The following is a 26,795-nucleotide window of genomic DNA, read 5'->3' as shown; positions in this document are numbered from 1 at the left end:
TCGGCCCCCAGATAAAAGACGAGAGGCCGACCCGGTCTGCGCAATCCGCAGACATAGGGTCGGCCTCGGTCTCGAGCGGGCGACGGGAATCGAACCCGCGTAGCTAGTTTGGAAGACTAGGGCTCTACCATTGAGCTACGCCCGCTTGCGGCCCTTTTCGGGGCTGCGATCGATACCTTAGCGGGTGGCGGTAAGCTGGGTACAACCGGGGCGTGGCGCAGCTTGGTAGCGCACCCGCTTTGGGAGCGGGGGGTCGCAGGTTCAAATCCTGTCGCCCCGACGGTGGACGAAAGCCCTCGACGAAGCACGTGGTCGAGGGCTTTCGGCTTTCTCGGGGCTCACGTCACCAGGTAGCGGCTGGCCCAGGCCGTCAGCACCTCCGCCACGTAGTCCGCGTCCGCGCGGTTCGTCAGCAGGTGGTCCGCCCCGTCCAGCGACACGAACGACTTCGGGTGCCGGGCCAGGTCGAAGATGATCCGCGCGTTGTCGATGCCGACCGTGTCGTCCTGCGGTGAGTGCATGACCAGCAGGGCGCGGTTCAGGCCCGAGATGCAGGCCGTCTGGTTCTGCTGGTTGATGTCGAGCAGGAAGTCGCTGCTGATCCGGAACGGGCGCCCGGCGAGCCGCACCTCGGCGACGCCCAGCGCCTCGATCTGTTCCTTGGACGAGCCGAGGAGGTGTTCGACGTGTTTGGTGTCGGCGGGGGCGGCGATGGTGACCACGGCCTTGACCGACGGGATGCGGTGGGCGGCGGCTAGGACGGCGGCGCCGCCCAGCGAGTGTCCGATGAGGACGCTCGGGGCGCCGATGGTGTCGCGGAGGTGGTTGGCGGCGCAGACGAGGTCGTCGACGTTCGACGTGAAGGTGGTGTTGGCGAAGTCGCCGCCGGACTGGCCCAGGCCGGTGAAGTCGAAGCGGAGGACGGCCACGCCTCGGGCGGCGAGGCTGCGGGCTGTGCGGCTGGCGGCGACCGAGTCCTTGCCGCAGGTGAAGCAGTGGGCGAAGACGGCTGTTGCCTTCACCTCGCCCGGCGGCAGTTCGAGTCTGCCTGCCAGGGGCTGGCCGTCGAGGCCCGCGAAGACCGCTTTCCGGTTGTCCATGACCTCTATGGTGCGTCACGTGCGCTATCAGTACCTGGACGACCGGTTGCGGCTCGCCTTCGACGACGCCGGGCTCGATCGCGGGCAGCGGGCGTTGTTGCAGGGGGTGTTGCGGGCGCTCGACCCCGACGCGCACCTGGGGGAGCACGTTGCCGGGCTCAACAGTGCGTTTCTCGCGGTGACGCGGGCGAAGACGGCGTTGGAGAGCCACGCTGCCGAGGACCAGCCCCGGTGGAACCTGTTGCGGCGCATCATCGCCACGTCGATCGCGTGCATGGACGCCGCCAAGCTCGCCTATGCGCACGGGGGTGGGCTGGAGTTGGCGAAGGCGCGGCGCGTTCTCGTGAAGGTCGACGCGGAGATCGCGCGGGACGGGCAGAAGGTCGATCCTCTGGTCACGGCGGCGGCTGCGGCGAAGCTCGATCCCAAGGGGTTGCGCAAGGCCGTGCAGAAGTGGATCGGTCCACTGTGGAACGGGGTGGAGCTGCCGCTGCGCTCCAGGATGGTCGCCGAGGTGGCGGTGGTCGTGGCGGTGCACGGCAGGGACGGGCGGCAGTTGCGCGCGGATCTGGTGCGGTGGTTGAAGAAGCGCGACCACGATCTGGGTGAGGTGTTGTGGCCCGCGCGGCGCAGGCACGTGGTGGCGCTCGTGGTGCGGGGCGCGCGGGTGTTGCGGCACCTCGACGAGCTGTTGCCGCAGGCTCGGCAGGAGCCGTTGCACCGCAACAGGTTGCCCAAGGACGACTTCCTCAAGGACGCGGTCACCGGGTCGTCGGTGCTGGTGCGGTTGCCGGTCGATTCCTCGGACGTGCACACGGCCGCTCTCAAAGGCCGCCGGGTGCTGAGCGAGGTGCTCGACCAGTATGCGGCGGGGGAGCGGCTCACCGAGTTGGACATCGCGCCGGTGTGGCAGGTCAGCGGGCCCGGCGGGCGGGTCACGCGCGGCACCGAGCACCAGCGGACCGTCAACAACGCCTACCCGCTCACCGCGTACTGGCCGGAGGAGTTGCGCAGCGCGATGCGGGTCGCGAACCTCGCCCGGCAGGTCGACGCGCCGATGGCGAGCGCCGGGCTCGCGTGGAGTGCGCTGGAGGCGACCGGGCTCGACCCGAGCAAGATTCCGTGGCTCGCCAAGGCGTGCGCGTTGCAGATGCTGCGGCAGCACCTCATCAGCCTGCACGTGGTGGTCACCAACCACGACACCGAGCTGCGCAAACCGCTCGACGCGCACGTGCCGACGGTCGGGGTGAAGCACCACCTCAAGTCGGTGGACGCGTGGCTGGAGGCGTTGATCCCGCACAACCGCCCGAACGCACCCCTGGAAGCTGCCCAAAAGGCCATCACCGCGCTCGCCGAGAGCGAGGGCGGGCTGGTGCACGACCTCACGGAACTGTGGCGTGCGCGGCTCGCGGACTCCAAGGTGCTCGCCGGGTGGCTCAAAGAACAGGAGGACACGGCGGCCGCGTTGCTGGAGTGGCTTTACGTGACCAGGAACCTGGCGTTCCACGCCGGACGGTTCGCCTCGCCCGCCGACACGCTGACCGCCCACGCCGGACAGGCCGTCGCGGACCTCACGCTGGAGTTCCTCGGAAACTGGCGAACCGTCGAAAGACGTGCCCAGACGATCCAGGCGCAGCAGGCCCAGGCAAGTCCGGCACAGACGCAGCAGGCCCAGACGCAGCAGAGCCGGCAGGAGACCTCCGCCGTGGAGATCTACCGCCGGCTCGCGCAACGGGAAGACCAGTTGGTGGCCCGGCTCAAACGAGCGGGGTCCGTCCGCAGGCTCAGCGTCGAGGACATCTCCGGCCCCGACGAGAAGTGGTGGTCCCGCGGCAAGAGTTGAGGACGGAAGTTACGGCTTGGCCTTGGTGAGCCAGTCCTCGACGCGGTCGGGGTTGGCCTCGACCCACCGCTTCGCCGCCTCGTCCGGCGACATCTTGTACTTCGCGATGAACGACGCGACCGTGTCCTGCTCGTCGTTGCTCCACTGGAAGTTCTGGACGAGCCGGGCAGCGGGGCCGCCCTTGTCGATGAACTTCTTGGACGCGATCTTGTCGAGCTCGTAGCGCGGGTAGTCGCAGGCCACCTTGGTGGCGTCGGCGTCGCAGCCGGCGGTGTACTCGGGCAGGTCGACCTTGACCAGTTCGATGTCGAGGTGCAGCCACTGCGGTTCGAAGAAGTAGCCGATCAGCGGCGTCTTCTTCTCCTCTGCCTGGCGGAACGCCTTGATCGACGCCTGCTCGCTGCCCGCGTAGACGACCTTGTAGTTGAGGTTCAGGTTCTTGACCAGGGCTTCGTCGTTCGTCACGAACGACGGGTCGCCGTCGAGCACCTGGCCCTTGCCGTCGGACTGGGCGGTCTTGAACTTGTCCGCGTACTTGTTGAGGTTCTGCCAGTTCGTGATGTCCGGGAACTCTTTCTTCATCCACGGCGGCACGTACCAGCCGATCACGCCCTTGTTGCCGGTCGGGCCGACCCGGACGGCGGTGCGCTTCTCGTCGATGTACTTCTGCTTCAGGTCCTCGTGACCCCAGTTCTCCAGGATCACGTCGATCTCGCCTGAGTCGAGGCCCTGCCAGGCGGTCTGTTCGTCGACCTCCTTCTTCGTCACCTTGCAGCCGAGTCGCTTCTCGGCGAGGTACGCGACGACCGCCGCGTTGGCCTCGTAGCCGACCCAGGGGTTGACCGCGATGGTGATGGAGTCGCAGGGCTCGGTGGGTGCTGCCGAGCTGGAGCGCGGTGACGCCGTTGATCCGCTGCCACAACCGGCAATTGTCAACACGAACGTCATTGCCAGAGCGATTCTGGGGGCTTGCACGAACGGCTCCTCATCGGGGGGAGAGGGCGGTGCAGAAGACCGCTCAGTTCAGCTTTTCCCCATCGATCGGACTGCGTCAAGTCATGGGATGATCGGCTGTCCACAAGGGATCAGATTTGTATCAGACCTTGACCGTACCCGTGCGAAGGTCAATGCTGTCGCGCATCGAGAAACGGTGTGCGCAGTCCGCAACAGGTCGGAGTGGTTTGGCGTGGATCCCGTGATTTCGGTCAGGGACCTGTGGAAGGTGTTTGGCCCCAACGCATCTCAACTGGTGGCCTCGGACGAGCTCAAAGCGTTGTCACGGCAGGAGCTGATGGACCGCACCGGTTCCGTCGCCGCTGTGCGAGGAGTCGACTTCGACGTCGCTCCCGGCGAGATGTTCGTGGTCATGGGATTGTCCGGTTCAGGCAAGTCCACACTGGTCAGATGCCTGACGCGGTTGGTGGAACCCACCGCGGGCACGATCATGTTCGAAGGCGAGAACATTCTCGACGCGGACGCGAAACGACTGCGCGACCTGCGCAGGAACAAGTTCTCCATGGTGTTCCAGCACTTCGGTCTGCTTCCGCATCGGACGGTGACGGACAACGTCGGTTACGGCCTGGAAATCCGCGGGGTACCGCGTGCGAAACGCGGAGAACGGTCACAGGAAGTAATCGATCTCGTGGGACTGTCCGGTTACGAGAAGTCCTATCCGGATCAACTCTCGGGCGGTATGCAGCAACGCGTCGGCCTCGCGCGCGCACTCGCGGGCGACCCCGACGTGCTGTTCTTCGACGAGCCTTTCTCGGCCCTCGACCCGCTGATCCGGCGCGACATGCAGTCCGAGGTGATCAGGCTGCACCGCGAGGTCGGCAAGACGATGGTCTTCATCACCCACGACCTGAGTGAGGCGCTCAAGCTGGGCGACCGCATCCTGATCATGCGCGACGGCAAGGTCGTGCAGGTCGGCACCGGTGACGAGCTCGTCGGCGCGCCCGCGGACGACTACGTGCGCGACTTCGTGAAGGACGTGCCGCGCTCGCACGTGCTGACGCTCAAGTGGATCATGCGGCCGCCGCGTCCGGACGACGACCTGGACGGGCCTGAGCTCGCGCCGGAAACCGTTGTGCGGGAAGCGGTGCGCAGCGTGCTGAGCGCCGACAAGCCCGTGAAGGTCGTGCGGGACGGCGAACTGCTCGGCGTGGTCGCGGACGAGGAGATCCTCGGGGTCGTGGCCGGGGAGGCGTGACATGGTTGCCGTCGCCGCCTCTTCCGGGCAACAACCGCGCCTGCTCCAGTACAAGAAGTCGCTGATCTTCGGCGGGATCTTCCTCGCCTGGCTCGTGCTGTGGGTCGTGCTCCGCAACGTGGGGACGCTGTCGCTCGGCGCCGCCGACCTCACCCCGCTGCACCGGTGGATCAACGGCGTCAACGACGCCGTGGGCGCGTCCAGGAACTCCAACCCGGTGTTCCTCTACTTCTTCAACGAGATCCGGCTCGTCATCGACGAGTTCGTGACGTTCATCCAGGCCATGATCGCGCAGCCGTCGTTCGGCAGGCCCGTGCCGGTGATCGGCTGGCTCGGCGTGGTCGCCATCGCCGGGTTCGTGAGCCTCGCGGTCGCCGGCTGGCGGATCGCGCTGCTGGCCATCGCGGGCTTCGTCTTCCTCGGCCTGCAAGGGTTGTGGCAGGAGAGCATGGACACGCTCTCGCTGACGCTCGCCGCCGTCGTGATCTCGTTGCTCATCGGCATTCCGCTGGGCATCTGGGCGGGGTTGTCCGACCGGGCCAACCGCGTGCTGACGCCGGTGCTCGACTTCATGCAGACGATGCCGACGTTCGTGTACCTGGCGCCGCTCACGTTGTTCTTCCTGATCGGGCCCGCCAGCGCGACGATCGCGACGCTGATCTACGCGGCGCCGCCCGCGATCCGGATCACCGCGCACGCCATCCGGTCGGTGCCGCGCAACACCGTCGAGGCGAGTGAATCCCTTGGTGCGACTCGGAAGCAGACGCTCGTGAAGGTGCTGCTGCCGTCCTCGCGCAAGACCATCGTGCTCGGCGTCAACCAGACGATCATGGCCGCGTTGTCCATGGTCACGATCGCCGCGCTGATCGACGCGCCGGGCCTCGGCAAGACCGTCGTGAAGGCGTTGCAGACGCTCGACGTCGGCACGGCGTTCAACGCCGGTCTCGCGATCGTGGTGCTGGCGATCGTGCTGGACCGCGTCACGACGGCCGCGACCGAACGCCGCAAACTGCCGCGCTGGGCGCTGTTCGGCGGTGCCGGCGTCACGGCGGTGTGCGTGTACCTCTCGTACACCTACCTGTGGGCGGCGGAGTTCCAGTCGGACGTGGAGATCGGCAGCTCGATCAACAAGGGCGCGACCGCGGTGACGGAGTGGGCGCAGGACTCGCTTCCGGTGCTCACCAACGGTTTCAAGGACTTCGTCACGTTCGCGTTGATCAACCCGCTGCAGGCGCTGCTGGCCGAGTCGCCGTGGTTCCTGGTGGCGCTGGTGATCGTCGCGGTGTCGTTCATGATCGGCGGTGTGCGGCCGGCGATCATCTCGGCGGTGTGCGTCGCGCTGCTGATCGCGACCGGCCTGTGGCAGGACTCGATGATCACGCTGGCGTCCACGCTGGTCGCCACGATCATGGTGATGCTGCTCGGGATCGTCGTCGGTGTCTGGATGGGACGCAGCAGGCGTGCCGACCGGTTCATCCGGCCGGTGCTCGACGCCGCGCAGGTCATGCCGGCGTTTGTTTACCTGGTGCCCTTCCTGGCGTTGTTCTCCGCGTCGCGTTTCACCGCCATCATCGCGGCCGTGGTGTTCGCGGCCCCGGTGGCGATCAAGATCATCGCGGACGGGATCCGCGCTGTGTCGCCCGCGACGGTCGAGGCGTCGACGGCGCTGGGGTCCAGTTCGTGGCAGACGATCGTGAAGGTGCAGCTCCCGATGGCGCGCGGCGCGTTGACGCTCGCCGCCAACCAGGGGCTGATCTACGTGCTCTCGATGGTCGTCGTCGGCGGTCTCGTCGGCGCCGGCGCGCTCGGTTACGACGTGGTGGCCGGGTTCTCGCAGGGCCAGTTGTACGGCAAGGGGCTCGCGGCCGGACTCGCGATCGTCGTGCTGGGCGTGATGCTCGACCGCCTCACCCAGGCGGCCGCCAAGCGGTGGACCAACTAGGAGGTCTGGAAAGTGGCAAGGCACAGCGTGCTGGGAGCAGTGCTCGTCGGAGCACTCGCTTTGGCTGGTTGCGGTGGCGCCAAGGTCGGTGACACCTCCTCGGGTGCGACCGGCGACTGCGGCACGTTCAACCTCGCGGTCAACCCGTGGGTCGGCTACGAGGCGAACGCCGCCATTCTCGCGTACGTGGCCGAGAAGGAACTGGGCTGCAAGGTCACCAAGAAGGAGCTCAAGGAAGAGGTGGCCTGGCAGGGCTTCGGCACCGGCGAGGTCGACGCCGTCGTCGAGAACTGGGGTCACGACGACCTGCGCAAGAAGTACATCGACGAGCAGAAGACCGCCGTCAGCGCGGGTTCCACGGGCGTGAAGGGCCAGATCGGCTGGTACGTGCCGCCGTGGCTCGCCAAGGAGCACCCCGACGTCCTGGACTGGAACAACCTCAACAAGTACGCCGAGCAGTTCAAGACGTCCGAGTCCGGCGACAAGGGCCAGCTGCTCGACGGCGACCCGTCGTTCGTGACCAACGACGAGGCTCTGGTGAAGAACCTGAACCTCAACTACAAGGTCGTCTACGGCGGCAGCGAGACCGCGTTGATCCAGGCCTTCCGCCAGGCGGAGAAGGACAAGAAGTGGGTCATCGGCTACTTCTACTCGCCGCAGTGGCTGCTCAACGAGGTCAAGCTCGAGAAGGTGAAGCTGCCCGAGTACAAGGCGGGCTGTGACGCGGACGCCGAGAAGGTCGCCTGCGACTACCCCGACTACGACCTCGACAAGATCGTGTCGAAGAAGTTCGCCGACGCCAACGGCCCGGCCTTCCAGCTGGTCAAGAACTTCAAGTGGACCAACGAGGACCAGAACGCCGTGGCGAAGTTCATCGCCGAGGACAAGATGAAGCCCGAGGACGCCGCCAAGAAGTGGGCGGAGGCCAACGCCGACAAGATCAAGGCGTGGCTGCCCGGCAAGGCGTAGCTGCCAGAGCTTGGAAAGGCCGTAAGGGGTGTGGTTCCTGGACGAGAGGAACCGCACCCCTTACGACTACCCCCGGCATCATGCAGCCTGTTGTCCGGCGGGGACCTCAGGCTCGTGCCGGTGCGTCATGCGGTGCCACCACGAACGGGGCTTGCCGCCGTTGCGGTAGAACTCCTGCACGCGACGCGCGTCCTCGCGCAGCGCGGTCTGCCGGTAGTCCATCTCCGCCTTGATCGCCTCGGGCGTCCACTCCATCTGACTCACTCCTCAGTTCGTTTTCCGACAACGCTGAGGTTGCTCCTGAGGGGTGGGCCGTCACATCGGACGATCACCTAAGGCGCCGCCGCCGGACCCCTTACCCGTGCCTGAGGCAGACCCGGCAGAGCCCCCGCGACCTCACCTGAGGGGTCGCGGGGGCTCAGTCGCTCCTGCTAGTTGACCAGGACGCTGCCGCCGGCTGCGGGACGGACCGACGCCGTGGTGGCGCGGGCCTCGTTGTCGCTGCCCTTGTCGTCACCGCGGTAGCCGTAGCCCGGCACCTCGGCGCGCGCCCGGAACGTCACCTGGCCCGCCGCCGCGTCCTCCTCGCGGTACGAGTAGGCGAACGGGAACTCGGTGCGGCCCTGCGCCGACGCCACGACGCGCTGGACGAGGGTGCCGATCGACCTCTCCTCCTCGCCGTTCGCGCCGACGCGGTAGAGGGTGACGGTGACGTCCTCGTCGCGCTGGACGTTCGCCACGGACACCTTGATCGGCTTGGTCTGCCCGGCCCGCGCCGTCGCCGGGACCGACAGGGCCACCACCGACACGTCGTGCGTCTGGACGCTCAACGTGCGCGTGGACGTGGCGGTGCGGCCGTCGGCGACCGTGGCCGTGACGGTGACCCGGTAGTCGCCGTCCCTGGTGAAGCGGTGCTTCACGTTCTGGTCGTTGGTCGGGCGCAGGACCGTGCCGTCGCCCAGGTCGATCGTGGCGTTCGTGAACGGCAGGTAGTTGCCGTCGCTCACGCTCACGCCCAGCGAGGTGTCCTCCAGCACGTTCGGGGTCTGCGGCCAGGTGGACAGGTACGTCGTGATGTCCGGAGCGGTGCGCAGCAGGACCGGGACGCGGTCGGTCGTGTGCGGGGACGTGGCCGCCCTGATCAGGTAGGTCTCGTTGGCAGCGGCCGAGAACAGCGCCTTCGAGTACCGCTGGGCGCAGGTCAGTTCGGCCGTCTCGCCCGCGCGGTGGACGCTGATCACGTTGCCCGACACCTGAACGACCTTGGCGCGGGTGGGCGTGTAGCGGTACCAGACCGACCGGGTCGCCGTGGTGTCGCAGGTCGGCGGCGCCTCGCCCGGCTCGGCCGTGGCGAGGGTGAGGTCGGGCTGCTGCTCGCTCGGTACCGCCACGGCCGTCGCGGAAGCCTTGGCGTCGTTGGGTTCCGGCGTGGCCTGGCGCACCGAGAACGACAGCGGGCCGCTGTAGTCCTCGTCGTAGTCGACGACCATGAAGTAGTAGGTGGTGCCCGCGGTCGCGTGCACCGTGTAGTTGCCGTCCTGGACGCACGCGTTCGGTTCGATGTTCAAGGAGCCGCGCTGTCCGGTGTAGACGGCGAGCATCGAGCCCCAGGTGCCCCTGCGCGCCGTGACGCGCAGCAGGCCGTCGTCCGGCGCGGTGTACTTGTGCCACACCGAACCCTCGCCCCAGAAGTAGCAGGGGTTCGGGTCGTCCTCGGCCTTGGTCGAGCCGGTGGTGTCGATGGTGGTGTTGTGCGGCAACGCGGTGATCTCCGTGGCGGAGTCGAAGTCGTCACCGGCCGGTGCCGCGTGGGCCACGGCGGGTGCGAACACCGCGGTGACGGCGAGTGCGATGGCGATCAGGCCTGCCCGTCTGAACATGATCTCCCCCTTCTCAGTTCGCGGTGGCGGAGCCGGCGGTGGCGGCGGGACGGACGGTCGTCGCGGTCCCGATCGCCTCGTTGTCCATCGGCAGCGCGTCGAAGGCCGGGTACGTCAGCGAGACCGTGGCGCGGAAGTTCGCCTTGCCCCTGGCCGCGTCCTCCGCGGTGAAGGTGTAGGCGAACGGGAAGGTGACCTTGCGGGTCGGGTGCGCCGGCACGTCGAGCGCGAGGACGCCGATCGACTGCCAGCCGTGCTCGCCCCACTTGTAGAGCGTGACGACGGTGTTCTTCTCCAGGTAGCGGGTGTTAGACACCTTGACGTTGATCGTCTTCTGGTCTCCCGCGCGCGCCGACCCCGGCGTGCCGAAGTTCGCGATGCCGACGTCGTGCGTCTTCACGACGACGGGGGTGGTCGAGGTCGTGGTGCGGCCGTCCTGGGACGTCGCCCTGGCCGTCACGGTGTAGGTGCCGTCCCGGGTGTAGCGGTGCGCCTTCTGGGTGTCGGTGCTCGGTGCGAGGACCGTGCCGTCGCCGAAGTCCCACTCCGTCGTGACGGGCTGGCCGTCGTGGTTCTGGTGGTACACCGAGAAGGTGACGTCCTGGAAGATCGACCGCTCTCCCTCCACCCGGGACAGACTCGTCTCCAGCGGCGGCGCCTCCGAGAGGTGCAGCGTGGCCTCGTCGGCCGAGTAGAAGCTGTACTGCAACTGCAGGTGGTACGTCGTGCCCGCGACGAACCGGAACGCCTTGCCCTCCCAGTAGCTGGGGTTCACGCAGCCGAGGTTGCGCAGAGCGGTGAGGGACGAGCCCTCGTACACCCCGAGCACGGGACCGCTGTTGTAGATCTGGGCGTGCACCGAGTGCGTGGTGGTCGGCGTGTAGGAGTACCAGACGGACGCACCGCCTTCGCCGACGCCGGGGCACGCGGGGGTCCACGGCTCGTCCGGCTCGGCGGTCGCGGTGGCGAAGTCGGGCTGCGGTGCGGAGAACGGCAGCGACGTCACCGGCTGCGCGTCGGCGAAGTCGTCGTTGGCCGGGGGAGTCAGCTTCTGCAGGCCCACCTTCAAGGTGACGCCGCGGCCGTTGTACCCGTCGGCGGCCATGAAGTAGTAGGTCTGGCCCGCGGACATCCGGAAGGTGCGCGGGTAGCCGGGGCTCGCGCACCCGGCGGACAGCAGGTCACCGCGGGTGCCGGTGAGAAGCGACAGTTGCACGTCGAGGTCGCTGCCGTCGACGTCGACGCGGAACGTGCCGTCCGCGGCCGCGGTGTGGTGGAACCAGACGGATCCCTCGGCCGGCCGGTGCCCGCAGGTCTGGGGGTCGTCGAGCGCCCTGGTGGCCTCGGTCCGGTCGATCTGCGTCGCGAACGGCACCGAGGTGATCGGCGTCGACGCGTCGAAGTCGTCGTTGGTCGGCGGTGCCGCGTGCGCGACACCCGGTGTGATCAGTCCCAGTGCGACCGCGGCGACGACCGCGATCGATCTCCAAGAAGGCATGCGAAAGTACCCCCACTTTGTTGCGCTGCCGGCGCGAATCGCGCCGTTCGGTCTACGTCTGGATCGACGTCGCTCAGTCGGTGAGCGCTTTCCCAACTGCGGCGGGACGGACCGAGGTCGTGGTCGCCCGCGCCTCGTTGTCGCCGGGCCGGGCCTCGCGCACGTCCGGGTTCTCGAGCGTCACGACGGCCCGGAACGCCACCTTGCCCAGCGCCGCGTCCTGCGCGGTGTAGGTGTAGGCGAACGGGAGGTCGACCTCGCCGGTCGGGGACGCCTCGACGCGCTGGACGGCCTGGCCGATCTGCTGTTCCTGCCCGGACTCGTCGACGCGGTGGAGCGTGACGCGGACGTCCTCGGCCTGCTGCCGGTTCACCAGCGAGACCTCGAGCGACTTGGTCTGCCCGGCCCGTGCCGAGGTGGGGACGGACAACCCGGCCACCGACACGTCGTGCGTGTCGACCGTGACCAGCCTGGTGCCGCCGGTGCCCGTGCGACCGTCCGCGGTGGAGCCCGTGACCGTGACCGGGAAGACGCCGTCGCGGGTGTAGCGGTGCCGGACTTCCTGGCCCGGCACGTAGTTCTGCGTGGTGCCGTCACCGAAGTCGATCACGGCGCGGACGAGGGGCTTGCCGTGGCGGTCGCCCGCGCCGACGTCGAACGTGACGTCGTCGAACACGCTGGGGTTGTAGGGGTAGGACCAGGCGCTCGGCTTGATCGGGTCGGCCTCCCGCAGGTCGAACGTCACCGGTCCCGCGTTCTGCTCGGTGTCCGCCACCCGGATGAGGTAGGTCTCGCCCTCGACCGCGGCGAACACGCTGCCGCCGTAGCCGCCGGGCACGCAGTCCACTTCGGACAGATCGGCGCGGTGCACGCTGACGGCCTTGAAGGAGACGTCCACGTTGACCCAGTGCGTCCTCGTCGCGGTGTAGCGGTACCAGAGCGACTGGGTGGCTTCCGGACGGCAACTCGGCGGCGCCTCGCCCGGTTCCGCCGACGCGCGGCCGAGGTCGCCCTGCACCTGCGAGGGCAGGGCGAGCGGGGCGGCGTTCGCACGGTCGTCGTTCGGGGCGTGCGACAACGGCACCAGCGACAGGGTCGACGGCCCGGGAAGGCCGAGTTCCTGCTCTGCCACCATGACGTGGTAGGTCGTGCCCGCCTTGACGTGGAAGACCTTCTCGGCGGGGAACGGAGCGGAGCACGCGTTCGGCAGCGGGGTGAGCGCGCCGCGGGTGCCCGTGAAGACCACGAAGAACGTGTTGTACTTGTCGTCGGCGAGGCGGCTCAGCTTGACCAACGCGTCGTCTGTGGGCGTGTAGCGCAGCCACACGGTCCTCGTGACGTGGTAGCCGCCGCAGATCCGGCGCGGGTCGTCCGGTGCCTCGGTGGCGCCGGTGGTGTCGGTCGTCGTGGTGCTGGGCAGCGCGGTGATCGCGGTGGCGTGGTCGAAGTCGTCGTTGGCCGGTGCCGCGAGCGCGACGCCGGGCAGCACGACGGCCATCAGCGCGGCGGCCACCGCGGCGGCCGCGACGCGTGTTCTGGTGAGGTGTCCCATGGTTCTTCCCCCGGTGGTCAGGTGGTGAGAGTGCGGAACCGCCAGACCGACCCGGCGACGCTGTCGTAGCGGCAGGCGACCGGGTTCTCGAACGTCCTGGTGGCCTCGACGGTGTTCTGCGAAGGCATGCGAGAGCTCCCCCTCTCCTCTCCGCGCCTCCCCGACGCGAAGTCCCGCCTCCCTACGCCCGAGGGCGGGGCGCCGGTTGCCGCCCCGCCCTCGGAATCACTCGATCGGCCTAGCGGTAGAACCGCAGCGTGCACACCTGGAACGGGCGCAGCGCCACGTCCGCCGAGGCCTCGGCCAGCGGTCGTTCGAGCAGGTCGGTCTCCTCGACGCGCTGGTAGTCGAACGACGTGGTGAGCGCCGCGCGGGCCCGGCCGCCGTGCGCCTCGTAGAGCCGGACGACGACGTCACCGGACCGGTCGTCGGCCAGCTTCACCGCCTCGATCCTGACCGCCGGGTCGTCCGTGCGCACCAGCGGTACCGGCGCCTGGGAGCCGCGGACGGTTCGCGGCGGCAGGTTGATGCGGTAGCCCGCGTCGACGGCGGCGGGCAGGTCCCCGATGACGAGGGCGTAGCGGAAGCTGTGCTCGCCCTGGTCGGTCTCGGGGTCGGGGAACCTCGGCGCGCGCAGCAGGGACAGCCGCACGGTCGTGGTGGTGCCGCCGTCTTCTCGGGTGGTGCGGGTGACCTCGTGGCCGTAGGTCGAGTCGTTGACCACCGCGACGCCGTAGCCGGGTTCGCCGACGTGCAGGAAGCGGTGGGCGCAGATCTCGAACTTCGCGGCCTCCCACGAGGTGTTGGTGTGCACCGGGCGGTGCAGGTGGCCGAACTGCGTCTCCGCCGTGGAGACCTCGGCGCGCAGGTCGAGCGGGAACGCGATCTTGAGCAGCTTCTCCCGCTCCTGCCAGTCGACCTCGGTCTCGAAGTCGACCTGCTTCGCACCCTCGCGCAGCCGGATGGTCTGGGTGAGCACGGAGTTGCCGAACTTGGCCCGCACCACCACGCCGTCGGCGCCGTCGAGGCGTTCGGACGGGATCAGGTCGGCCTTCCAGTTGCGGTAGAACGGGTCGATGTCCCAGGCGTCCCACTGGTTCGGGTTGTCGCGGTGCAGCTGCGGCATGCCCGCGAACCCGTGCGGGGGCAGGACTTCGCGGTCGCTCTCGAGGTCGAGGATCGACGTGACGATGCCGTCGGCGTCGATCGTGACGCGCAGCCTGCCGTTGTCCAGCACGCCGTCCACCGGGGTGGCGAACGGTTCCGGGGCGTCGCCGCCGAACACGTCGAACGTCAGCGGCTCGTCGCCGTCGCCCTTGATCGCGTCGATGGCCCGCGTGGTCAGGGCCTTCAGTTCGGACGCGACGCGGGCGTAGGTGGCCTCGGCCTCGCGGTGCACCCAGGCGATCGAGCTGCCGGGCAGGATGTCGTGGAACTGGTGCAGCAGCACGGTCTTCCACAACCGGTCGAGGTCCTCGTACGGGTAGTCGGCGCCTTGGAGGGCCGCCGCCGTCGCCCAGTGCTCGGCCTCGCGCAGCAGGTGTTCGCTGCGGCGGTTGCCCTGCTTGGTCTTGGCCTGCGTGGTGTAGGTGGCGCGGTGCTTCTCCAGGTACAGCTCGCCCGCCCACACCGGCGCGTCCGGGTACTCGTCCTGCGCGGCCTGGAAGAACTCGCGCGGGGGTTCGACCTTGACCGTCGGCGAGCCTTCGAGGTTCGCGACGCGGTGCGCGGTCTCCATCATCTCGCGGGTCGGACCGCCACCGCCGTCGCCGTAGCCGAACGGGACGAGCGAGCGCGACGCCTTGGCGTGCTCGGCGAACTGGCGGGAGGCCCGCGCGAGTTCCTCGCCCGACAGCGAGGAGTTGTAGGTGTCGACGGGCGGGAAGTGCGTGAAGATCCGGGTGCCGTCGATGCCCTCCCACCAGAACGTGTGGTGCGGGAACTTGTTGATCTGGTTCCACGACAGCTTCTGGGTGAGGAACCAGCGCGAGCCGGACAGCTTGATCAGCTGGGGGAGTGCCGCGCTGTAACCGAACGAGTCGGGCAGCCAGACCTCCTCGGTCTCGACGCCGAAGTTGTCCAGGAAGAAGCGCTTGCCGTGCACGAGCTGGCGGGCCATCGCCTCGCCGCCGGGCATGTTCGTGTCCGACTCGACCCACATGCCGCCGACCGGTACGAACTGTCCACTCCGGACCTTCTCGCGGACGCGGTCCCAGACGTGCGGGTGGTGTTCCTGCATCCAGGCGTACTGCTGGGCCTGCGAGCACGCGAAGTAGAAGTCCGGGTACTCGTCCATCAGCTTGGTGACGTTCGAGAACGTGCGGGCGCACTTGCGGACCGTCTCGCGCAGCGGCCAGAGCCAGGCGCTGTCGATGTGCGCGTGGCCGATCGCGGAGACCTTGTGCGCGGAGGCGTTGGCGGGCAACGTGAGCACGCCCGCGAGCTCTTCCCGGGCGAGATCGGCGGTGGCGGCGACCTCGTTCAGGTCGAGCGCGTCCATCGCCCGGTCCAGCGCGTGCAGGATCTTGTGCCGCCGTGGGTCGTGGTCCTGGAGCTCCTTCATCAGGCCTTGGAGGACCTCGATGTCGAGCATCAGGTGCCAGACCTGCGGCTGGAACACCGCGAGCTCGGCCTTGAGGATCTTGTACAACGGCTCGGTGCCCGCGGTCTCCTTGTCGCCCAACTGGGTCGGCAGGAACGGGTGGAAGTCGAGGATCGTCGGGTTGCCCGCGGCCTCCAGGTAGAACAGCACCTCCGAGCCGTCGACGGGCAGGTAGGTGTTGCGCGGCTCGATGCCCTTGATGGGCAGGCCGTCGGCTGTGTAGGCGAGGCCTTCGGACTGGAAGCCGGGGCCGGGGTGGGTGAAGCCGAGGTCCAGCACGACCTCGACCTGCTTGCCCTCCCACGCCTGCGGGACGGTGCCGGTGAGCCGGAACCAGCTGGTGCTCCACGGCGCGCCCCAGTCGTCGCCGACCTGCGCCGGTGCGTAGGTGGCGGTGAGCGCTTCGGCGACCGGGACGGGCTCGTCCGGGACGGTCCAGACGGCGAGTTCCAGCGGTGCGGTCTCGCCGTAGACGGCCGGGCGGATGCGTTCCTTCAGCGTGCGGTTGAGTCGTTCTTCCAGCAGCGCGCGTTCGTCGTGCACAGTGCTCGATCCCCTTTGGTTCAGCCCCGCTTGATCGAAGCCCGCACGCCCTGCCGCGCGAGGCTCATCCACTCTTCGAAGAAAGCACCGCCCGGCCCCCACGCGGGCCGGTCGCCGTGCAGCGTGATCGGCGTGCGTTCGGCCGGCTCGTGCACTGCCTCGCGCACGATCCGGGCGATCGCCTCGCCGAGCGGCTTGACCTTGCGTTCCGTCGTCAACAACCCCAACTCGTACTCGCGTTCGGGGAAGTCCACCAACGCACGGTCGACGTCGTGCGAGCACCACCACGTGATGCCCCACAGGTTCGAGCAGGTCAACACGTTCGCAAGCGTTTGCTCGGCGAACTGGGGTGCCTGCTCGGCGGTGATCTCCGGCTGGGCGGCGCCGACCTCCTGCAGCCACACGGGCCGTTCGGGGTCCTCGGCGTGCGCCTTCGCGAGTTCGACCAGGTACTCGGCGTGGTGGACGCTCTCCGGTGACATCGAGCCGTAGCGCTGCGCCGTGCCGTTGAAGACCCACGAGTGCACGGTCGTCATCGCGCCCTTGTTGGCGGCGTGCTCGGGCAGGAACGCGTGTTCGCTCTCGTACCAGACGGCGTCGTACTCGGAGTGGACGTGCGGGCGGCCCGGCGCCGACCGATCGCACTCGGCGAGCAGCGCGTCGATCCACTCGCCGGCCTGCTCGGGCGCACAGGGGTTGGACTCGGTCAGCAGGTTGACCTCGTTGCCCAGGGTGAAGCCGAGGAAGTTCGGCTTGTCCCGGAGCGCCTCGGCGAGGGTGCGGACGTAGAAGCGCTGCCCGTCGATCACGTCGGGGTCGGTGAAGATGTTGCGGCGGTGCCAGGTCTGCACCCACGACGGGTAGAAGTCGAAGCTCGACAGGTGGCCCTGCAGGACGTCGACCTGGACGTCGAGGCCGCAGTCGCGCGCGGCGTCGAGCATCTTTCCGAGCTGGTCGACGGCCTGCGGGCGGACGAGTCCCCGGTTGGGCTGGAACACCGGCCACAGCGGGAACACCCGCACGTGGTCGAGGCCCAGCCCCGCGATGGACTCGAAGTCGGCTTTGACGTCGTCGAGGGAGAAGTCGAGCCAGTGGTGAAACCAGCCTTGGGAGGGTGTGTAGTTCACGCCGAAACGCAAGGTTGAGCTCCTCGGGGTGTCAGCCCTTGATCGCGCCTTCTCCCACTCCGCGGAAGAAGTGCTTCTGCAGCAACAGGAACAGCAGGATGAGCGGCACGACGGCGATGATCGTGCCCGCCGCCACCAGCCGCTGGTTCTGCACGAACGTGCCCTGGAGGTACGCCAGGCCGATGGTGAGCGTGTACTTCTCCTGGTCGCTCAGCACGATGAGCGGCCACAGGAAGTCGTCCCAGCTGAACATGAACGAGAACAACGCGACCACGACCAGCGTGCCCTTGACCGACGGCAGCGCGAGGCGGGTGAAGCGCTGCCAGGCGTTGGCGCCGTCGATGATCGCGGCCTCCTCGACTTCGGCGGGGAGTGCGAGGAAGGCGTTGCGCAGCAACAGGACGTTGAGCGCGGCGATCGCGCCGGGCAGCACGACGCCGGTGAGCGTGTTGGTGAGGCCGAACCCGCGCATCACCAGGAACAGCGAGATCATGATCGCCTCGAACGGCACCAGGATGCTGCTCGCGAAGACCACCGCGGCGAACCTCCGGCCGCGGAACCTGAGGCGTGCCAGGGCGTAGCCGGCCATGGCGGCGCCCAGGCAGTTCGTGACGACGTTGACGCTCGCCACGCCCAGCGAGTTGAGCGCGAACGTCCAGACGGGCACCACGTCCGCGACGGCGGCGTAGTTGCTGAACGTCGGGTCGTCGGGGATGAAGTCGGGGACGAAGACGTCCTCGTTCGGGCCCTTGATGCTGGTGGCGAACTGCCACAGGAACGGTCCGATGCTGATCGCGAGGATGGCGAGCAGCCCGAGGTACCGCAGCGCGAGGAAGGCGTGGGCGCGCTTCACAGCTGGTCCTCCCTGCGGTTGAGCTTCAGGGTGATCAGCAGCAGGCCCAGCAGGATCACGAACAGGACCACGCTGAGCGCCGACGCGTACCCGACCTCGCCGGTGAGGCCGCGGCCGACCGACTGGATGAGCATCACCAGCGTGGTGCTCGCCCCGCCCGGACCGCCGGTGCCGCCCGACAGCAGGTAGATCTCGGAGAACACGCGGAACCCGTTGACCGCGCTCAGCGCCGCGACCAGCACCATCGTGGGCCGCAGACTGGGCACGGTGACCGACCAGAACCTCCTGACCGGTCCCGCGCCGTCGACCATCGCGGCCTCGTGCAGGTCCTTCGGCACGTTGGCGAGCGCGGCCAGGTAGATGACCATGTAGTAGCCCAGGCCGCGCCAGACCGTCACCACCATCGAGCTGATCAGCAGGAGCGTCGAGTCGGTCAGGAACCCGATCCTGGTGCCGCCCAACGCCTCCACCACGCTGTTCACCAGGCCGCGGCTGTCGAGCAGCCACGTCCAGATGAGCCCGACCACGACCGTGGACGCGATCACCGGTGTGAAGAACGCCGTCCGGAAGATCCCGATGCCCGGCACCATCTTCTGCGCCAGCATCGCGATCAGCAGCGGCAACAGCACCAGCGGCGGGACCACGCCCGCCATGTACAGCGCGCTGTTGCGCGCGGCCGCCCAGAACTTGGGGTCCTGGAGCATCCGCACGAAGTTGTCCGCACCGGTGAACTGGCCGCCGCCCAGCGCGCTCGCGTCGGTGAACGCGAGCACGATCATGTTGATGAACGGGAAGATGACGAACAGGCCGCAGATGACCAGTCCTGGGGCCAGGAACAGCCACGGTGTGTACGGGCGATGGGTCATGGTTCCTACTTCAGGAGCCGGTTGCACTCGGTGACGGCGTCGTCCAGCGCCTGCTTCGGCGACTTCTTGCCGAGCATGGCGTCCGCGAGTTGCTGCAGGAGTGCCTCCCGCATCTGGTCGCTGAACTGGACGGGCGTGTAGTTCACCGCGGTCTTGAGCTGCTTGGCCGCGGCGACGCGCACCCGTGCCTCGTCGGTGCCGTCCTCGGTGGTGAAGTACGGGTCGTCGCCGCCCTTGGACGTGCTCGGGAAGATCGAGGCGAGCTTCGCGAACTTCACCTGGTTGTCGGCGTTGGTGACGAACCGCCCGAACGCCAGCGCGGTGGCCTGGTTCTTGCTGCTCGTCGGCACGCTCACGCCGTGCAGGAACATGTTGGCGCTGCCCGTGTTCGTGATGGGCGTGGTGATGCCGATATTGCCGTAGAGGCTCGGCGCGTCCGTCTTGAACTTGCCGAGGTCGTACGCGCTGCCGGGGTTCATCGCCGTCTGCTGCGCCATGAACTTCGCACCCGCGCCGGTGTAGTTCTGCGTGAGCGCCTCGGGAATGAGCGCGCCCGCGTCGTACATCCGCTTGTAGGTCTCGACGAACTCGACGCCCTTGGGCTCGTTGAAGGCGAACTTGTCGTCCTTGAAGAGGGTGACGCCGTACAGCCCGAAGTCGGCGATGCTCGGCGTCTGCCCGAGGATCGCGACCTTCTTCTCGGCGAGCTTGAGCGCCGTGGCCTCGAGCTCCTTGAAGTCCTTCGGTGGCTTATCGGGATCCAGGCCCGCCTGCTGGAACAGGGCCTTGTTGTAGAAGATCGGCCCGGTGTTGAGGTACCACGGGAACCCGTAGCAGCCGCCCTTGCCGGGGACCTCGAACGCTTGCCAGGCGTTCTCGAGGTACTCGGGCTTGGCGTCCTTGAGGCTCTCGTCGAGGTTCACGAGCTGCCCGGCCTTGGCGAGCGGGAAGCTCAGGTCCGGCGGCACGTTGATGACGTCGGGCAGACTCCCCGCACTGGCGTCCGCCATGACCTTCTGCAGGTACCCGTCCGCGGGCTGGTCGACCCACTTCACGGTGGTGCCCGCGTGCTGCTTCTGGAACGCGTCGATGACACCGTTGACGTAGTCGGTGTACTTGGGTTTGAGGGACCAGGTCTGGAACGTGATCTCGCCCGTGACCTGCCCGTTCGTGGCCGTGTTGGTGCTCGACGTGCCGGACAGACCGCATCCCGCCACGGGCACCGCCGCCAGGCCCGCGAGGAACGTGCGCCTCTTCATTGACACCCACCTCCTTGGTCGCGGACCCTAGCTAAACCGGTTTATCTCCGGCTAGCCTCCGAACGTCTTGTTGTCTCGTTCCGGACAGGGTGCGCGTGCTGTGAAGAGGCCGACCATCAAGGACATCGCCGCGGCGGCAGGCGTCTCCAAGGGCGCCGTGTCGCTGGCGCTGAACGGCCGCGCGGGCGTGTCGGAGTCGACCCGTGCCCGCGTGCTGGACGTCGCGTCCTCGCTGGGCTACCGGCCGTCCGTGACCGCGCGTGCGTTGTCGTCGGCGTCCGCTGATGCCGTCGGGCTGGTGCTGGTGCGGCCGCCTCGTGCTCTGGGGGACGAGGCCTTCTTCTTCCAGCTGATCGCCGGCATGCAGTCCGAGATGTCGTGCGCTTTGTTGTTGCAGGTGGTCGCTTCGCGGGAGGAAGAGATCGCTCTGTACCAGCGGTGGTGGGCTGAGCACCGGGTCGACGGGGTGTTCCTGGTCGACCTGCTGGTGTCCGATCCCCGGGTTTCGCTGATGCCGTCTTTGGGGTTGCCCGCCGTTGTTGTCGGCGGGTCCGGGCATCACGGGTCGCTGGCTTCAGTGTGGGCTGACGACTACGCGGCCATGACTTCGGTGGTGGAGTACCTGAAGTCGTTGGGGCATCGGCGGATTGCTCGGGTGGCCGGGTTGTCGTCGTTGCTGCACACGGTCCGGCGGGATGCCGCGTTCGCCTCGTCCGTTGTGGACGGTGTGGTGGTCGCCGGGGATTACACGGCCGAGTCCGGGGCTGCTGCCACTCGGGAGTTGTTGTCGTCTTCGGTGCCGCCTACCGCGATCGTGTACGACAACGACGTGATGGCGGTGGCCGGGGCGGAAGTCGCTGCCTCGCTGGGGGTTTCGGTGCCTTCGGAGTTGTCGATCGTGGCTTGGGACGATTCGGTGTTGAGCCAGCACGGGCGGTTGACGGCGTTGTCCCGGGACACGTTCGCGTTCGGGGCTCGGGCGGCTCGGGCGTTGATGTCGGTGATCGGTGGGGCGTTGCCCACGGATGTGCAGGACGTGCTGCCTGAGTTGGTGGTGCGGGGGAGTTCCGGGGTGGCGCCTCGGTGATGCGGTGGCTGGGCAGACCTGGACGGGCGTGGTCCGGGCATCGCCGCTGGCGCGTCGACAGGGATTGGGGCTTGACTTCGGGGCCCTTGCGAGGCGCTGGTCGGCCGGAAAGGGCCGGGCTGAAAAGCGCCCGGCCGAGCCACGAGTGGAAGCACCTCGCACCCAAAGTCAAGCCCCAATCCCACGCGTACGTGGGCACCTTGACACCGCACGTCACCACACCGGCTGATCAGTTCAGCCAAGACTGTCGGCTCGCCTTCGGCATTGCCGTTGGGTCTTGGGTGGCTACCGAGGTCTCGGCTGCCAACCCGGCTGCCCAGCGCGCGTCAACCCAGCGCTCGTCAACCCAGCGCTCGTCAACCCAGCGCTCGTCAACCCAGCGCTCAGCCGCTGCGCTCTGCTGTCTCGCACAGGTCGCCTCACCAGGCCACGTCGGTCGCCGCCTCGCCCCGGCTGCGTCAGGTCAGCGAGGCGACCTGGTCGCTCACCACCTGCGCCGCCGCCGACACCAGGGCCGTCACCGCCGGGTTCGTCGAGTTGTCCTGGCGCCACCCGAACTGCGTGTACACGCGGAACGTCGGGGACCAGGGCAAGCGGACCAACCTGCCGTCGGACAGTTCGGCGGACACGGTCACCTCCGGCATCAGGGCGATGCCCAGGCCTGAGGCCACTGCGCGCTTGGCGGCGTCCACCGAGTCCAGTTCCAGGACGGGGGCCCTCGTGTCGTCGTAGCCGAGGGAGTGCTCGAAGAGCTCGTGGTAGGACGCGCCGTTCTCGGCCCTGATCAGGGTGCTGCTCGTGAGGTCGTCCTCGGCCAGCGACTGGCGTTGGGTGAGCATGTGGTTCGGGCCCGCGACCATGACGAGGGGTTCGGGGCAGAGCACCGTGGTTTCCAGGCCCTCGCGGGGTTCGATGGCGCCGATGAAGAAGGCGCAGTCGAGTTGGCCGTCCCGGACCGAGTTCAGGTTGTTCAGGGCGTTGCGCGAGTGCAGCGAGAGTTGGACCGACGGGTAGCGCCAGCACATGTATTCGATGAGCGGTAGCAGACGGTAGTCGGTCAAACTCTGTGCGGAACCGATGACGAGTTTGCCGTGCGGCTCGCCGTTCATCGTGATGGCTTTTCGGGCCTTTTCGGTGAGGTTGATGATGTTTCGCGCGAACGGGAGTAGTTCCACGCCTGCGGAGGTCATCTGGATACCTCTGGGGAGGCGCCGGAAAAGGACGACCCCGAGGGCCTCCTCGAGCGCCTTGATGCGGGTGGTGATGGTCGGCTGCGAGCAGTTGAGCGTGGCAGCGGCCTTGGTGAAGCTCCCTGTCTGAACCACGGTCGTGAACGCGAGAAGCTGGCGTGTCTCCATCAGGCGGATCCTCGGGGTAAAACGGTGCGACGACTTTTTCTCGTTCGTTCCCGTGGTCCTGTTACGGATGGTGCGGGAGCAGTAACGCTACCTGTCCGCCCTGCGGCGCCGATTAGTGCTTATGGAGTCATCTTGATCGGTCTGGAATCGTGGTTGCGGCCAAAAGAGTGAAATTGGAACTGCCGCCTTCGACGGGCCGTAGTTGCCCGACTCTTTTCAGTTAAGTCGTTTGCTGAACGAACAAAAAACGCCGCCACCCGCGATGGGTGACGGCGTTGTGGAGCGGGTGTCAGCACGCCGCGGCGGCGGCCACGAGCACGGTGTACCTCTCGGTTGCCGCCTGGACGACCTCGATCTCGTAGCCGATCACGGCGGTGTTGGTGCGGCCGGCGTACTTCGCGAACTGCGGGTAGGCGGCGAGCTGGCTCACCGACGTGATCGGGGTCGCCCGCACCGTCGTCTGGATCCGCAGGCCGGAGGATATGGGGTCGTGCGCGCGCAGGACGCCGATCTGCCGGGTCCACGAGATGTCCTGCACCTTCTCGAGCTGCCGGTAGTCCTGGCGCACCCAGAGCTCGGGGCCGCCCGCGCCGCCGGTGAAGGCCGGGCCGCCAGCCAGACAGGCGGCGTTGAGGTTGCCCACCTTCAGCATCACGAACGGGACACCGCGCGGGTGCCGGTCGTTCACCGAGACGAAGCCGCCGACGGACGCCCCCGCCTCGGTCTGCGACTCCGAGGCCCGCGCGACGAACGGCTGCTCGGGCAGGCCCGGGCTGTAGGCCTCGTCGGACATCCGGATGTCCCAGCCGACGTGGGCGTCCGTGTAGCCGGACGCGAGGTGCGGCGCGGTGAGGTCGGCGTTCTCCGCCGTCAACGCCTCGGTCGTGGTGCCGTGGTCGGTGAGCGCGTACGCGACCGCGGTGGCCTGTGGAGTCTCGGCGGCGGACGCCGGGACGGTCGTGGCGAGCAGCGCGGCGGTCGTTGCGACGGCGGCGAGCAGGCGCGCGGAAGTTTTCGGCATGCGTGTCCCCCAGGATCACGGATGAAGCCCCCATAGCGGACCAGAAGGGCCGCTGGGCCCGAACGTAGCGGCCTGCGAGAGGCCCTGTCAGCGGCCAAAGCGGGGTGGCGGCGGTCACAGCGCGGGTCTCGCCTAGACTCGCTGGGAATCCGGGCGTCCCGAGTGGCGGTACCGGCTGTCTTGCACGTTCTTGTTCGTATCGAGGAGTCCACGTTGAAGAGCACCGTCGAGCACCTGAGCCCGACGAGGGTCCGGATCAACGTCGAGGTGCCGTTCGACGAGCTCAAGTCGAACTTCGACCAGGCGTACCGGAAGCTCGCGAAGCAGGTCCGCATCCCCGGTTTCCGCCCGGGCAAGGCCCCCGCCAAGGTTCTGGAGAACCGCATCGGCCGCGCCCCGGTGCTGGACGAGGTCATCCAGGAGGCCATCCCGGCCAAGTACCTGGAGGCCGTCAACGCCGGCGAGGTGCGCACGCTCGGCCGTCCGGACTTCGAGGTCACGAAGATCGAGGACGGTCAGACGCTCGAGTTCACCGCCGAGGTCGACGTCCGTCCCGAGATCACCGTGCCGGCGTTCGGCGAGCTCGCCGTGACCGTTGACGAGCAGGAGGTCACCGACGAGGACGTGACCACCCAGCTCGACGAGCTGCGCGCCCGCTTCGGCACGCTGACCGGCGTCACCCGCCCGGTCGAGACCGGTGACTTCGTCATCGTCGACCTGTCCGCCACCGTCGACGGCGAAGAGGTCGAGGAGGCGCGCACCAGCGGCCTGTCCTACGAGGTCGGCTCCGGCCAGCTCGTCGAGGGCATCGACGACGCGCTCGTCGGCGCGTCCGAGGGCGAGTCCAAGTCCTTCACCACGACGCTCGTCGCCGGTGAGCACGAGGGCCGCGAGGCCGAGGTCACCGTCGTGCTGAGCTCCGTCAAGGAGCGCCAGCTCCCCGAGCTCGACGACGAGTTCGCGCAGCTCGCCAGCGAGTTCGACACGCTGGAGGAGCTCAAGGCGGACCTGCAGACCCGCCTCGGCCGCGTCAAGAAGATGCAGCAGGGCGTCCAGGCCCGCGACAAGGTCCTCGAGGCGCTGCTGGAGACCACCGAGGTCCCGCTGCCCGAGGGCATCGTCCAGGGCGAGATCGACGCGCGGAAGCACGACGCCGTGCACGCCTTCGACCACGACGACGCGAAGTTCGCCGCGTGGCTGACCGAGCAGGGCCAGACGGAGGAGGAGTTCGACACCGAGCTCCGCACCGCCGCCGAGCAGGCCGTGAAGACGCAGCTCGTGCTCGACTCGATCGCCGACGCCGAGCAGGTCACGGTGTCCGACGGCGAGCTGACCGAGCGGATCATCTACCAGGCCCAGCGCTTCGGCATCAGCCCGGACGAGTACGTCAAGCGCGCGCAGCAGTCGGGCCAGCTCGGCGCGATCTTCGCCGACGTCCGCCGGGGCAAGGCGCTCGCGAGCGTCGTGCGCCAGGCTGAGGTGTCCGACAGCAGCGGTACCAAGCTCGACCTGGACGAGCTCTTCGGCGAGACCAAGTCCGAAGAGGACGCGGAGGGCTGAGTTGGTCGTCTGAAAGGGGCGAAGCCCCTTTCAGACGGGCGACTCAGCCGCCCTACCCGCGAGTGGGCGAGCTCGAGTAAATACAGCTGATAGCGAACGCGGGCGGTGTCGGGCATCTGACGCCGCCCGCCTTCGTTAAGGTCGATCGCAGAGAGTTTTTTGCTTCCAGATTCGTTCCACCTGGAGTAAGGCAGGCAGACGTGACGCAGCACTCCTTCCCGACCCCCGAGATGCGGTCGGCCACCGCCGGGATGAACCTCAACGACTCGGTGTACGAGCGGCTGCTCCGCGAGCGGATCATCGTCCTGGGATCGCAGGTCGAAGAGGGCATCGCCAACCAGATCACCGCTCAGCTGCTGCTTCTCGCCGCTGAGGACCCCGAGAAGGACATCACGCTCTACATCAACTCGCCGGGTGGTTCCGTCACGGCGGGCATGGCCATCTTCGACACGATGCAGCTGATTCAGCCGGACGTGGCCACCTACGCGATGGGCCTCGCGGCCTCGATGGGGCAGTTCCTGCTCTCCGCGGGTGCACCCGGCAAGCGCCACGCGCTCCCGCACGCGCGCATCCTCATGCACCAGCCGTCGGCCGGTGTCGGCGGTACGGCCGCGGACATCGCGATCCAGGCGGACATGCTGACGCGCACCAAGCTCGAGATGGCGGAGCTCATCGCCGAGCACACCGGTCAGACCGTGGAGACCATCACCCGCGACTCCGACCGCGACCGCTGGTTCACGGCGCAGGAAGCGCTTGAGTACGGCTTCGTCGACAAGGTCGTCACCCGCGCGCAGCCGGTCGGCTCGAGCAACTAGCAGCTGAGGAGAATCTCGAAGTGAGCCAGTTCCACGCCCCTCAGTCGCGGTACGTGCTGCCGTCGTTCGTCGAGCGCACCAGCTACGGCATGAAGGAGTCGAACCCGTACAACAAGCTGTTCGAGGAGCGCATCATCTTCCTCGGCGTGCAGGTTGACGACGCTTCGGCCAACGACGTCATGGCGCAGCTGCTGGTCCTCGAGTCCGAGGACCCGGACCGCGACATCCTGATGTACATCAACTCGCCGGGTGGCTCGTTCACCTCGCTGATGGCCATCTACGACACCATGCAGTTCGTGCGTCCGGACATCCAGACGTACTGCCTCGGCCAGGCCGCCTCGGCCGCCGCGGTGCTGCTGGCCGCCGGCACCCCCGGCAAGCGCCACGCGCTGCCCAACGCGCGAATCCTGATCCACCAGCCCTCCATGGAGGGCGCGTACGGTCAGGTGTCCGACCTGGAGATCCAGTCGAACGAGATCCAGCGCGTGCGCCGCCTGATGGAGACCACCCTGGCGCGGCACACGAACCGGACGGCGGAGGAGGTTCGCGAGAGCATCGAGCGCGACCGCATCCTCACGGCCGAAGAGGCCAGGGAGTACGGCATCGTCGACACGGTGCTGCCCTACCGCAAGCTTTCCGCCAAGTCCTGAGCGAGGTTCCCGAGCTCTGGGAAACCCCAGAGCTCGGGCACTGAGCACCCATCCGACACGC

The 26,795-nt window shown here is 68.1% G+C and carries 21 protein-coding genes and 2 tRNA genes; 9 read left to right on the top strand and 14 right to left on the bottom strand.

Annotated elements, in window-relative coordinates; translation table 11 throughout:
- Nucleotides 1–74: 74 nt before the first annotated feature.
- Nucleotides 75–145: transfer RNA gene (locus tag JNUCC0626_RS24885), tRNA-Gly, on the bottom strand.
- A gap of 61 nt (nucleotides 146–206) precedes the next feature.
- Between JNUCC0626_RS24885 and JNUCC0626_RS24880 the strand changes: the two genes are divergently transcribed.
- Nucleotides 207–280, top strand: a tRNA-Pro gene (locus JNUCC0626_RS24880).
- A 58-nt stretch (nucleotides 281–338) separates the two neighbouring features.
- On the opposite strand, the gene JNUCC0626_RS24875 is transcribed toward JNUCC0626_RS24880, so the two are convergent.
- The gene (locus tag JNUCC0626_RS24875; protein WP_394613176.1) at nucleotides 339–1,100 is read right to left on the bottom strand and encodes an alpha/beta hydrolase family protein; all 762 of its coding nucleotides are present in this window, start codon (nucleotides 1,098–1,100) and stop codon (nucleotides 339–341) included.
- Between the two features lie 19 nt (nucleotides 1,101–1,119).
- On the opposite strand from JNUCC0626_RS24875, the gene JNUCC0626_RS24870 reads away from it, so the two are divergent.
- Nucleotides 1,120–2,943, top strand: coding sequence for a hypothetical protein (locus JNUCC0626_RS24870; RefSeq protein ID WP_394613175.1), 1,824 nt, complete (start codon nucleotides 1,120–1,122; stop codon nucleotides 2,941–2,943).
- 9 nt (nucleotides 2,944–2,952) lie between these two features.
- Here the strand turns inward: JNUCC0626_RS24870 and JNUCC0626_RS24865 are convergent, their stop codons facing one another.
- Nucleotides 2,953–3,918 carry an ABC transporter substrate-binding protein gene (locus JNUCC0626_RS24865; RefSeq protein ID WP_394613174.1) on the bottom strand — a complete coding sequence of 322 codons (966 nt, stop codon included), beginning with the start codon at nucleotides 3,916–3,918 and terminating at the stop codon, nucleotides 2,953–2,955.
- A gap of 274 nt (nucleotides 3,919–4,192) precedes the next feature.
- On the opposite strand from JNUCC0626_RS24865, the gene JNUCC0626_RS24860 reads away from it, so the two are divergent.
- The 3 genes from JNUCC0626_RS24860 to JNUCC0626_RS24850 are packed head-to-tail and all read left to right on the top strand — an operon-like array spanning nucleotide 4,193 to nucleotide 8,063.
- Entirely contained in the window at nucleotides 4,193–5,152 is a 960-nt protein-coding gene (locus JNUCC0626_RS24860; RefSeq protein ID WP_394613173.1) for a quaternary amine ABC transporter ATP-binding protein, read from the top strand.
- 1 nt (nucleotide 5,153) lies between these two features.
- A complete protein-coding gene (locus JNUCC0626_RS24855) occupies nucleotides 5,154–7,094 on the top strand; it encodes an ABC transporter permease (protein WP_394613172.1) in 1,941 nt (646 codons plus the stop codon).
- Nucleotides 7,095–7,106: 12 nt separating this feature from the next.
- Nucleotides 7,107–8,063, top strand: coding sequence for an ABC transporter substrate-binding protein (locus JNUCC0626_RS24850; protein ID WP_394613171.1), 957 nt, complete (start codon nucleotides 7,107–7,109; stop codon nucleotides 8,061–8,063).
- Nucleotides 8,064–8,141: 78 nt separating this feature from the next.
- Here JNUCC0626_RS24850 and JNUCC0626_RS24845 read toward each other — a convergent pair whose 3' ends face one another.
- The 9 genes from JNUCC0626_RS24845 to JNUCC0626_RS24805 form a co-directional block, all read right to left on the bottom strand.
- Complete coding sequence (locus JNUCC0626_RS24845; RefSeq protein WP_394613169.1) at nucleotides 8,142–8,318, bottom strand: hypothetical protein; 177 nt, start codon at nucleotides 8,316–8,318, stop codon at nucleotides 8,142–8,144.
- Nucleotides 8,319–8,494: 176 nt separating this feature from the next.
- The gene (locus JNUCC0626_RS24840; protein WP_394613168.1) at nucleotides 8,495–9,943 is read right to left on the bottom strand and encodes a PKD domain-containing protein; all 1,449 of its coding nucleotides are present in this window, start codon (nucleotides 9,941–9,943) and stop codon (nucleotides 8,495–8,497) included.
- A gap of 13 nt (nucleotides 9,944–9,956) precedes the next feature.
- Entirely contained in the window at nucleotides 9,957–11,441 is a 1,485-nt protein-coding gene (locus JNUCC0626_RS24835; protein WP_394613167.1) for a PKD domain-containing protein, read from the bottom strand.
- A 73-nt stretch (nucleotides 11,442–11,514) separates the two neighbouring features.
- Nucleotides 11,515–12,993: a PKD domain-containing protein gene (locus JNUCC0626_RS24830; protein WP_394613166.1), complete on the bottom strand. Its 1,479-nt coding sequence runs from the start codon at nucleotides 12,991–12,993 to the stop codon at nucleotides 11,515–11,517.
- Between the two features lie 238 nt (nucleotides 12,994–13,231).
- On the bottom strand, nucleotides 13,232–16,138 hold the full coding sequence (locus JNUCC0626_RS24825; protein WP_394613165.1) for an alpha-mannosidase: 2,907 nt from the start codon (nucleotides 16,136–16,138) through the stop codon (nucleotides 13,232–13,234).
- Nucleotides 16,139–16,158: 20 nt separating this feature from the next.
- On the bottom strand, nucleotides 16,159–17,265 hold the full coding sequence (locus JNUCC0626_RS24820) for a glycoside hydrolase 5 family protein (protein WP_394613164.1): 1,107 nt from the start codon (nucleotides 17,263–17,265) through the stop codon (nucleotides 16,159–16,161).
- Nucleotides 17,266–17,296: 31 nt separating this feature from the next.
- The gene (locus JNUCC0626_RS24815; RefSeq protein WP_394613163.1) at nucleotides 17,297–18,118 is read right to left on the bottom strand and encodes a carbohydrate ABC transporter permease; all 822 of its coding nucleotides are present in this window, start codon (nucleotides 18,116–18,118) and stop codon (nucleotides 17,297–17,299) included.
- Nucleotides 18,115–18,984: a carbohydrate ABC transporter permease gene (locus JNUCC0626_RS24810; RefSeq protein WP_394613162.1), complete on the bottom strand. Its 870-nt coding sequence runs from the start codon at nucleotides 18,982–18,984 to the stop codon at nucleotides 18,115–18,117. Before JNUCC0626_RS24810 ends, JNUCC0626_RS24815 begins: the two co-directional genes overlap by 4 nt.
- 5 nt (nucleotides 18,985–18,989) lie before the next feature.
- Nucleotides 18,990–20,243, bottom strand: a complete 1,254-nt coding sequence (locus JNUCC0626_RS24805) for an ABC transporter substrate-binding protein (RefSeq protein ID WP_394613161.1) — start codon at nucleotides 20,241–20,243, stop codon at nucleotides 18,990–18,992.
- 100 nt (nucleotides 20,244–20,343) lie between these two features.
- On the opposite strand from JNUCC0626_RS24805, the gene JNUCC0626_RS24800 reads away from it, so the two are divergent.
- Complete coding sequence (locus JNUCC0626_RS24800; protein ID WP_394613160.1) at nucleotides 20,344–21,330, top strand: LacI family DNA-binding transcriptional regulator; 987 nt, start codon at nucleotides 20,344–20,346, stop codon at nucleotides 21,328–21,330.
- Nucleotides 21,331–21,788: 458 nt separating this feature from the next.
- Here the strand turns inward: JNUCC0626_RS24800 and JNUCC0626_RS24795 are convergent, their stop codons facing one another.
- Both JNUCC0626_RS24795 and JNUCC0626_RS24790 read right to left on the bottom strand, forming a co-directional pair.
- On the bottom strand, nucleotides 21,789–22,688 hold the full coding sequence (locus JNUCC0626_RS24795; protein WP_382444424.1) for a LysR family transcriptional regulator: 900 nt from the start codon (nucleotides 22,686–22,688) through the stop codon (nucleotides 21,789–21,791).
- Nucleotides 22,689–22,977: 289 nt separating this feature from the next.
- Complete coding sequence (locus JNUCC0626_RS24790) at nucleotides 22,978–23,709, bottom strand: hypothetical protein (protein WP_394613159.1); 732 nt, start codon at nucleotides 23,707–23,709, stop codon at nucleotides 22,978–22,980.
- A gap of 213 nt (nucleotides 23,710–23,922) precedes the next feature.
- Here JNUCC0626_RS24790 and tig point away from each other — a divergent pair, with 213 nt between their 5' ends.
- The 3 genes from tig (at nucleotide 23,923) to JNUCC0626_RS24775 (ending at nucleotide 26,734) form a co-directional block, all read left to right on the top strand.
- Nucleotides 23,923–25,269 carry a trigger factor gene (gene tig / locus JNUCC0626_RS24785; protein WP_394613158.1) on the top strand — a complete coding sequence of 449 codons (1,347 nt, stop codon included), beginning with the start codon at nucleotides 23,923–23,925 and terminating at the stop codon, nucleotides 25,267–25,269.
- A gap of 230 nt (nucleotides 25,270–25,499) precedes the next feature.
- A complete protein-coding gene (locus JNUCC0626_RS24780; protein WP_394622090.1) occupies nucleotides 25,500–26,084 on the top strand; it encodes an ATP-dependent Clp protease proteolytic subunit in 585 nt (194 codons plus the stop codon).
- Between the two features lie 20 nt (nucleotides 26,085–26,104).
- The gene (locus JNUCC0626_RS24775) at nucleotides 26,105–26,734 is read left to right on the top strand and encodes an ATP-dependent Clp protease proteolytic subunit (protein WP_382436920.1); all 630 of its coding nucleotides are present in this window, start codon (nucleotides 26,105–26,107) and stop codon (nucleotides 26,732–26,734) included.
- The last annotated feature ends 61 nt before the right edge of the window (nucleotides 26,735–26,795 follow it).

It is taken from the genome of Lentzea sp. JNUCC 0626, assembly GCF_043632865.1.
GTDB lineage: Bacteria > Actinomycetota > Actinomycetes > Mycobacteriales > Pseudonocardiaceae > Lentzea.
This window is presented reverse-complemented; position numbering and strand designations above follow the sequence as displayed.

Bases quoted from the DNA above. Each gene is read 5' to 3' on its own strand.
- JNUCC0626_RS24810 (WP_394613162.1), bottom strand. From the start codon at position 18,984: ATGACCCATCGCCCGTACACACCGTGGCTGTTCCTGGCCCCAGGACTG.
- JNUCC0626_RS24780 (WP_394622090.1), top strand. From the start codon at position 25,500: ATGCGGTCGGCCACCGCCGGGATGAACCTCAACGACTCGGTGTACGAG.
- JNUCC0626_RS24835 (WP_394613167.1), bottom strand. From the start codon at position 11,441: ATGCCTTCTTGGAGATCGATCGCGGTCGTCGCCGCGGTCGCACTGGGA.
- JNUCC0626_RS24875 (WP_394613176.1), bottom strand. From the start codon at position 1,100: ATGGACAACCGGAAAGCGGTCTTCGCGGGCCTCGACGGCCAGCCCCTG.
- JNUCC0626_RS24795 (WP_382444424.1), bottom strand. From the start codon at position 22,688: ATGGAGACACGCCAGCTTCTCGCGTTCACGACCGTGGTTCAGACAGGG.
- JNUCC0626_RS24805 (WP_394613161.1), bottom strand. From the start codon at position 20,243: ATGAAGAGGCGCACGTTCCTCGCGGGCCTGGCGGCGGTGCCCGTGGCG.
- JNUCC0626_RS24855 (WP_394613172.1), top strand. From the start codon at position 5,154: ATGGTTGCCGTCGCCGCCTCTTCCGGGCAACAACCGCGCCTGCTCCAG.
- JNUCC0626_RS24830 (WP_394613166.1), bottom strand. From the start codon at position 12,993: ATGGGACACCTCACCAGAACACGCGTCGCGGCCGCCGCGGTGGCCGCC.
- JNUCC0626_RS24845 (WP_394613169.1), bottom strand. From the start codon at position 8,318: ATGGAGTGGACGCCCGAGGCGATCAAGGCGGAGATGGACTACCGGCAG.
- JNUCC0626_RS24840 (WP_394613168.1), bottom strand. From the start codon at position 9,943: ATGTTCAGACGGGCAGGCCTGATCGCCATCGCACTCGCCGTCACCGCG.
- JNUCC0626_RS24790 (WP_394613159.1), bottom strand. From the start codon at position 23,709: ATGCCGAAAACTTCCGCGCGCCTGCTCGCCGCCGTCGCAACGACCGCC.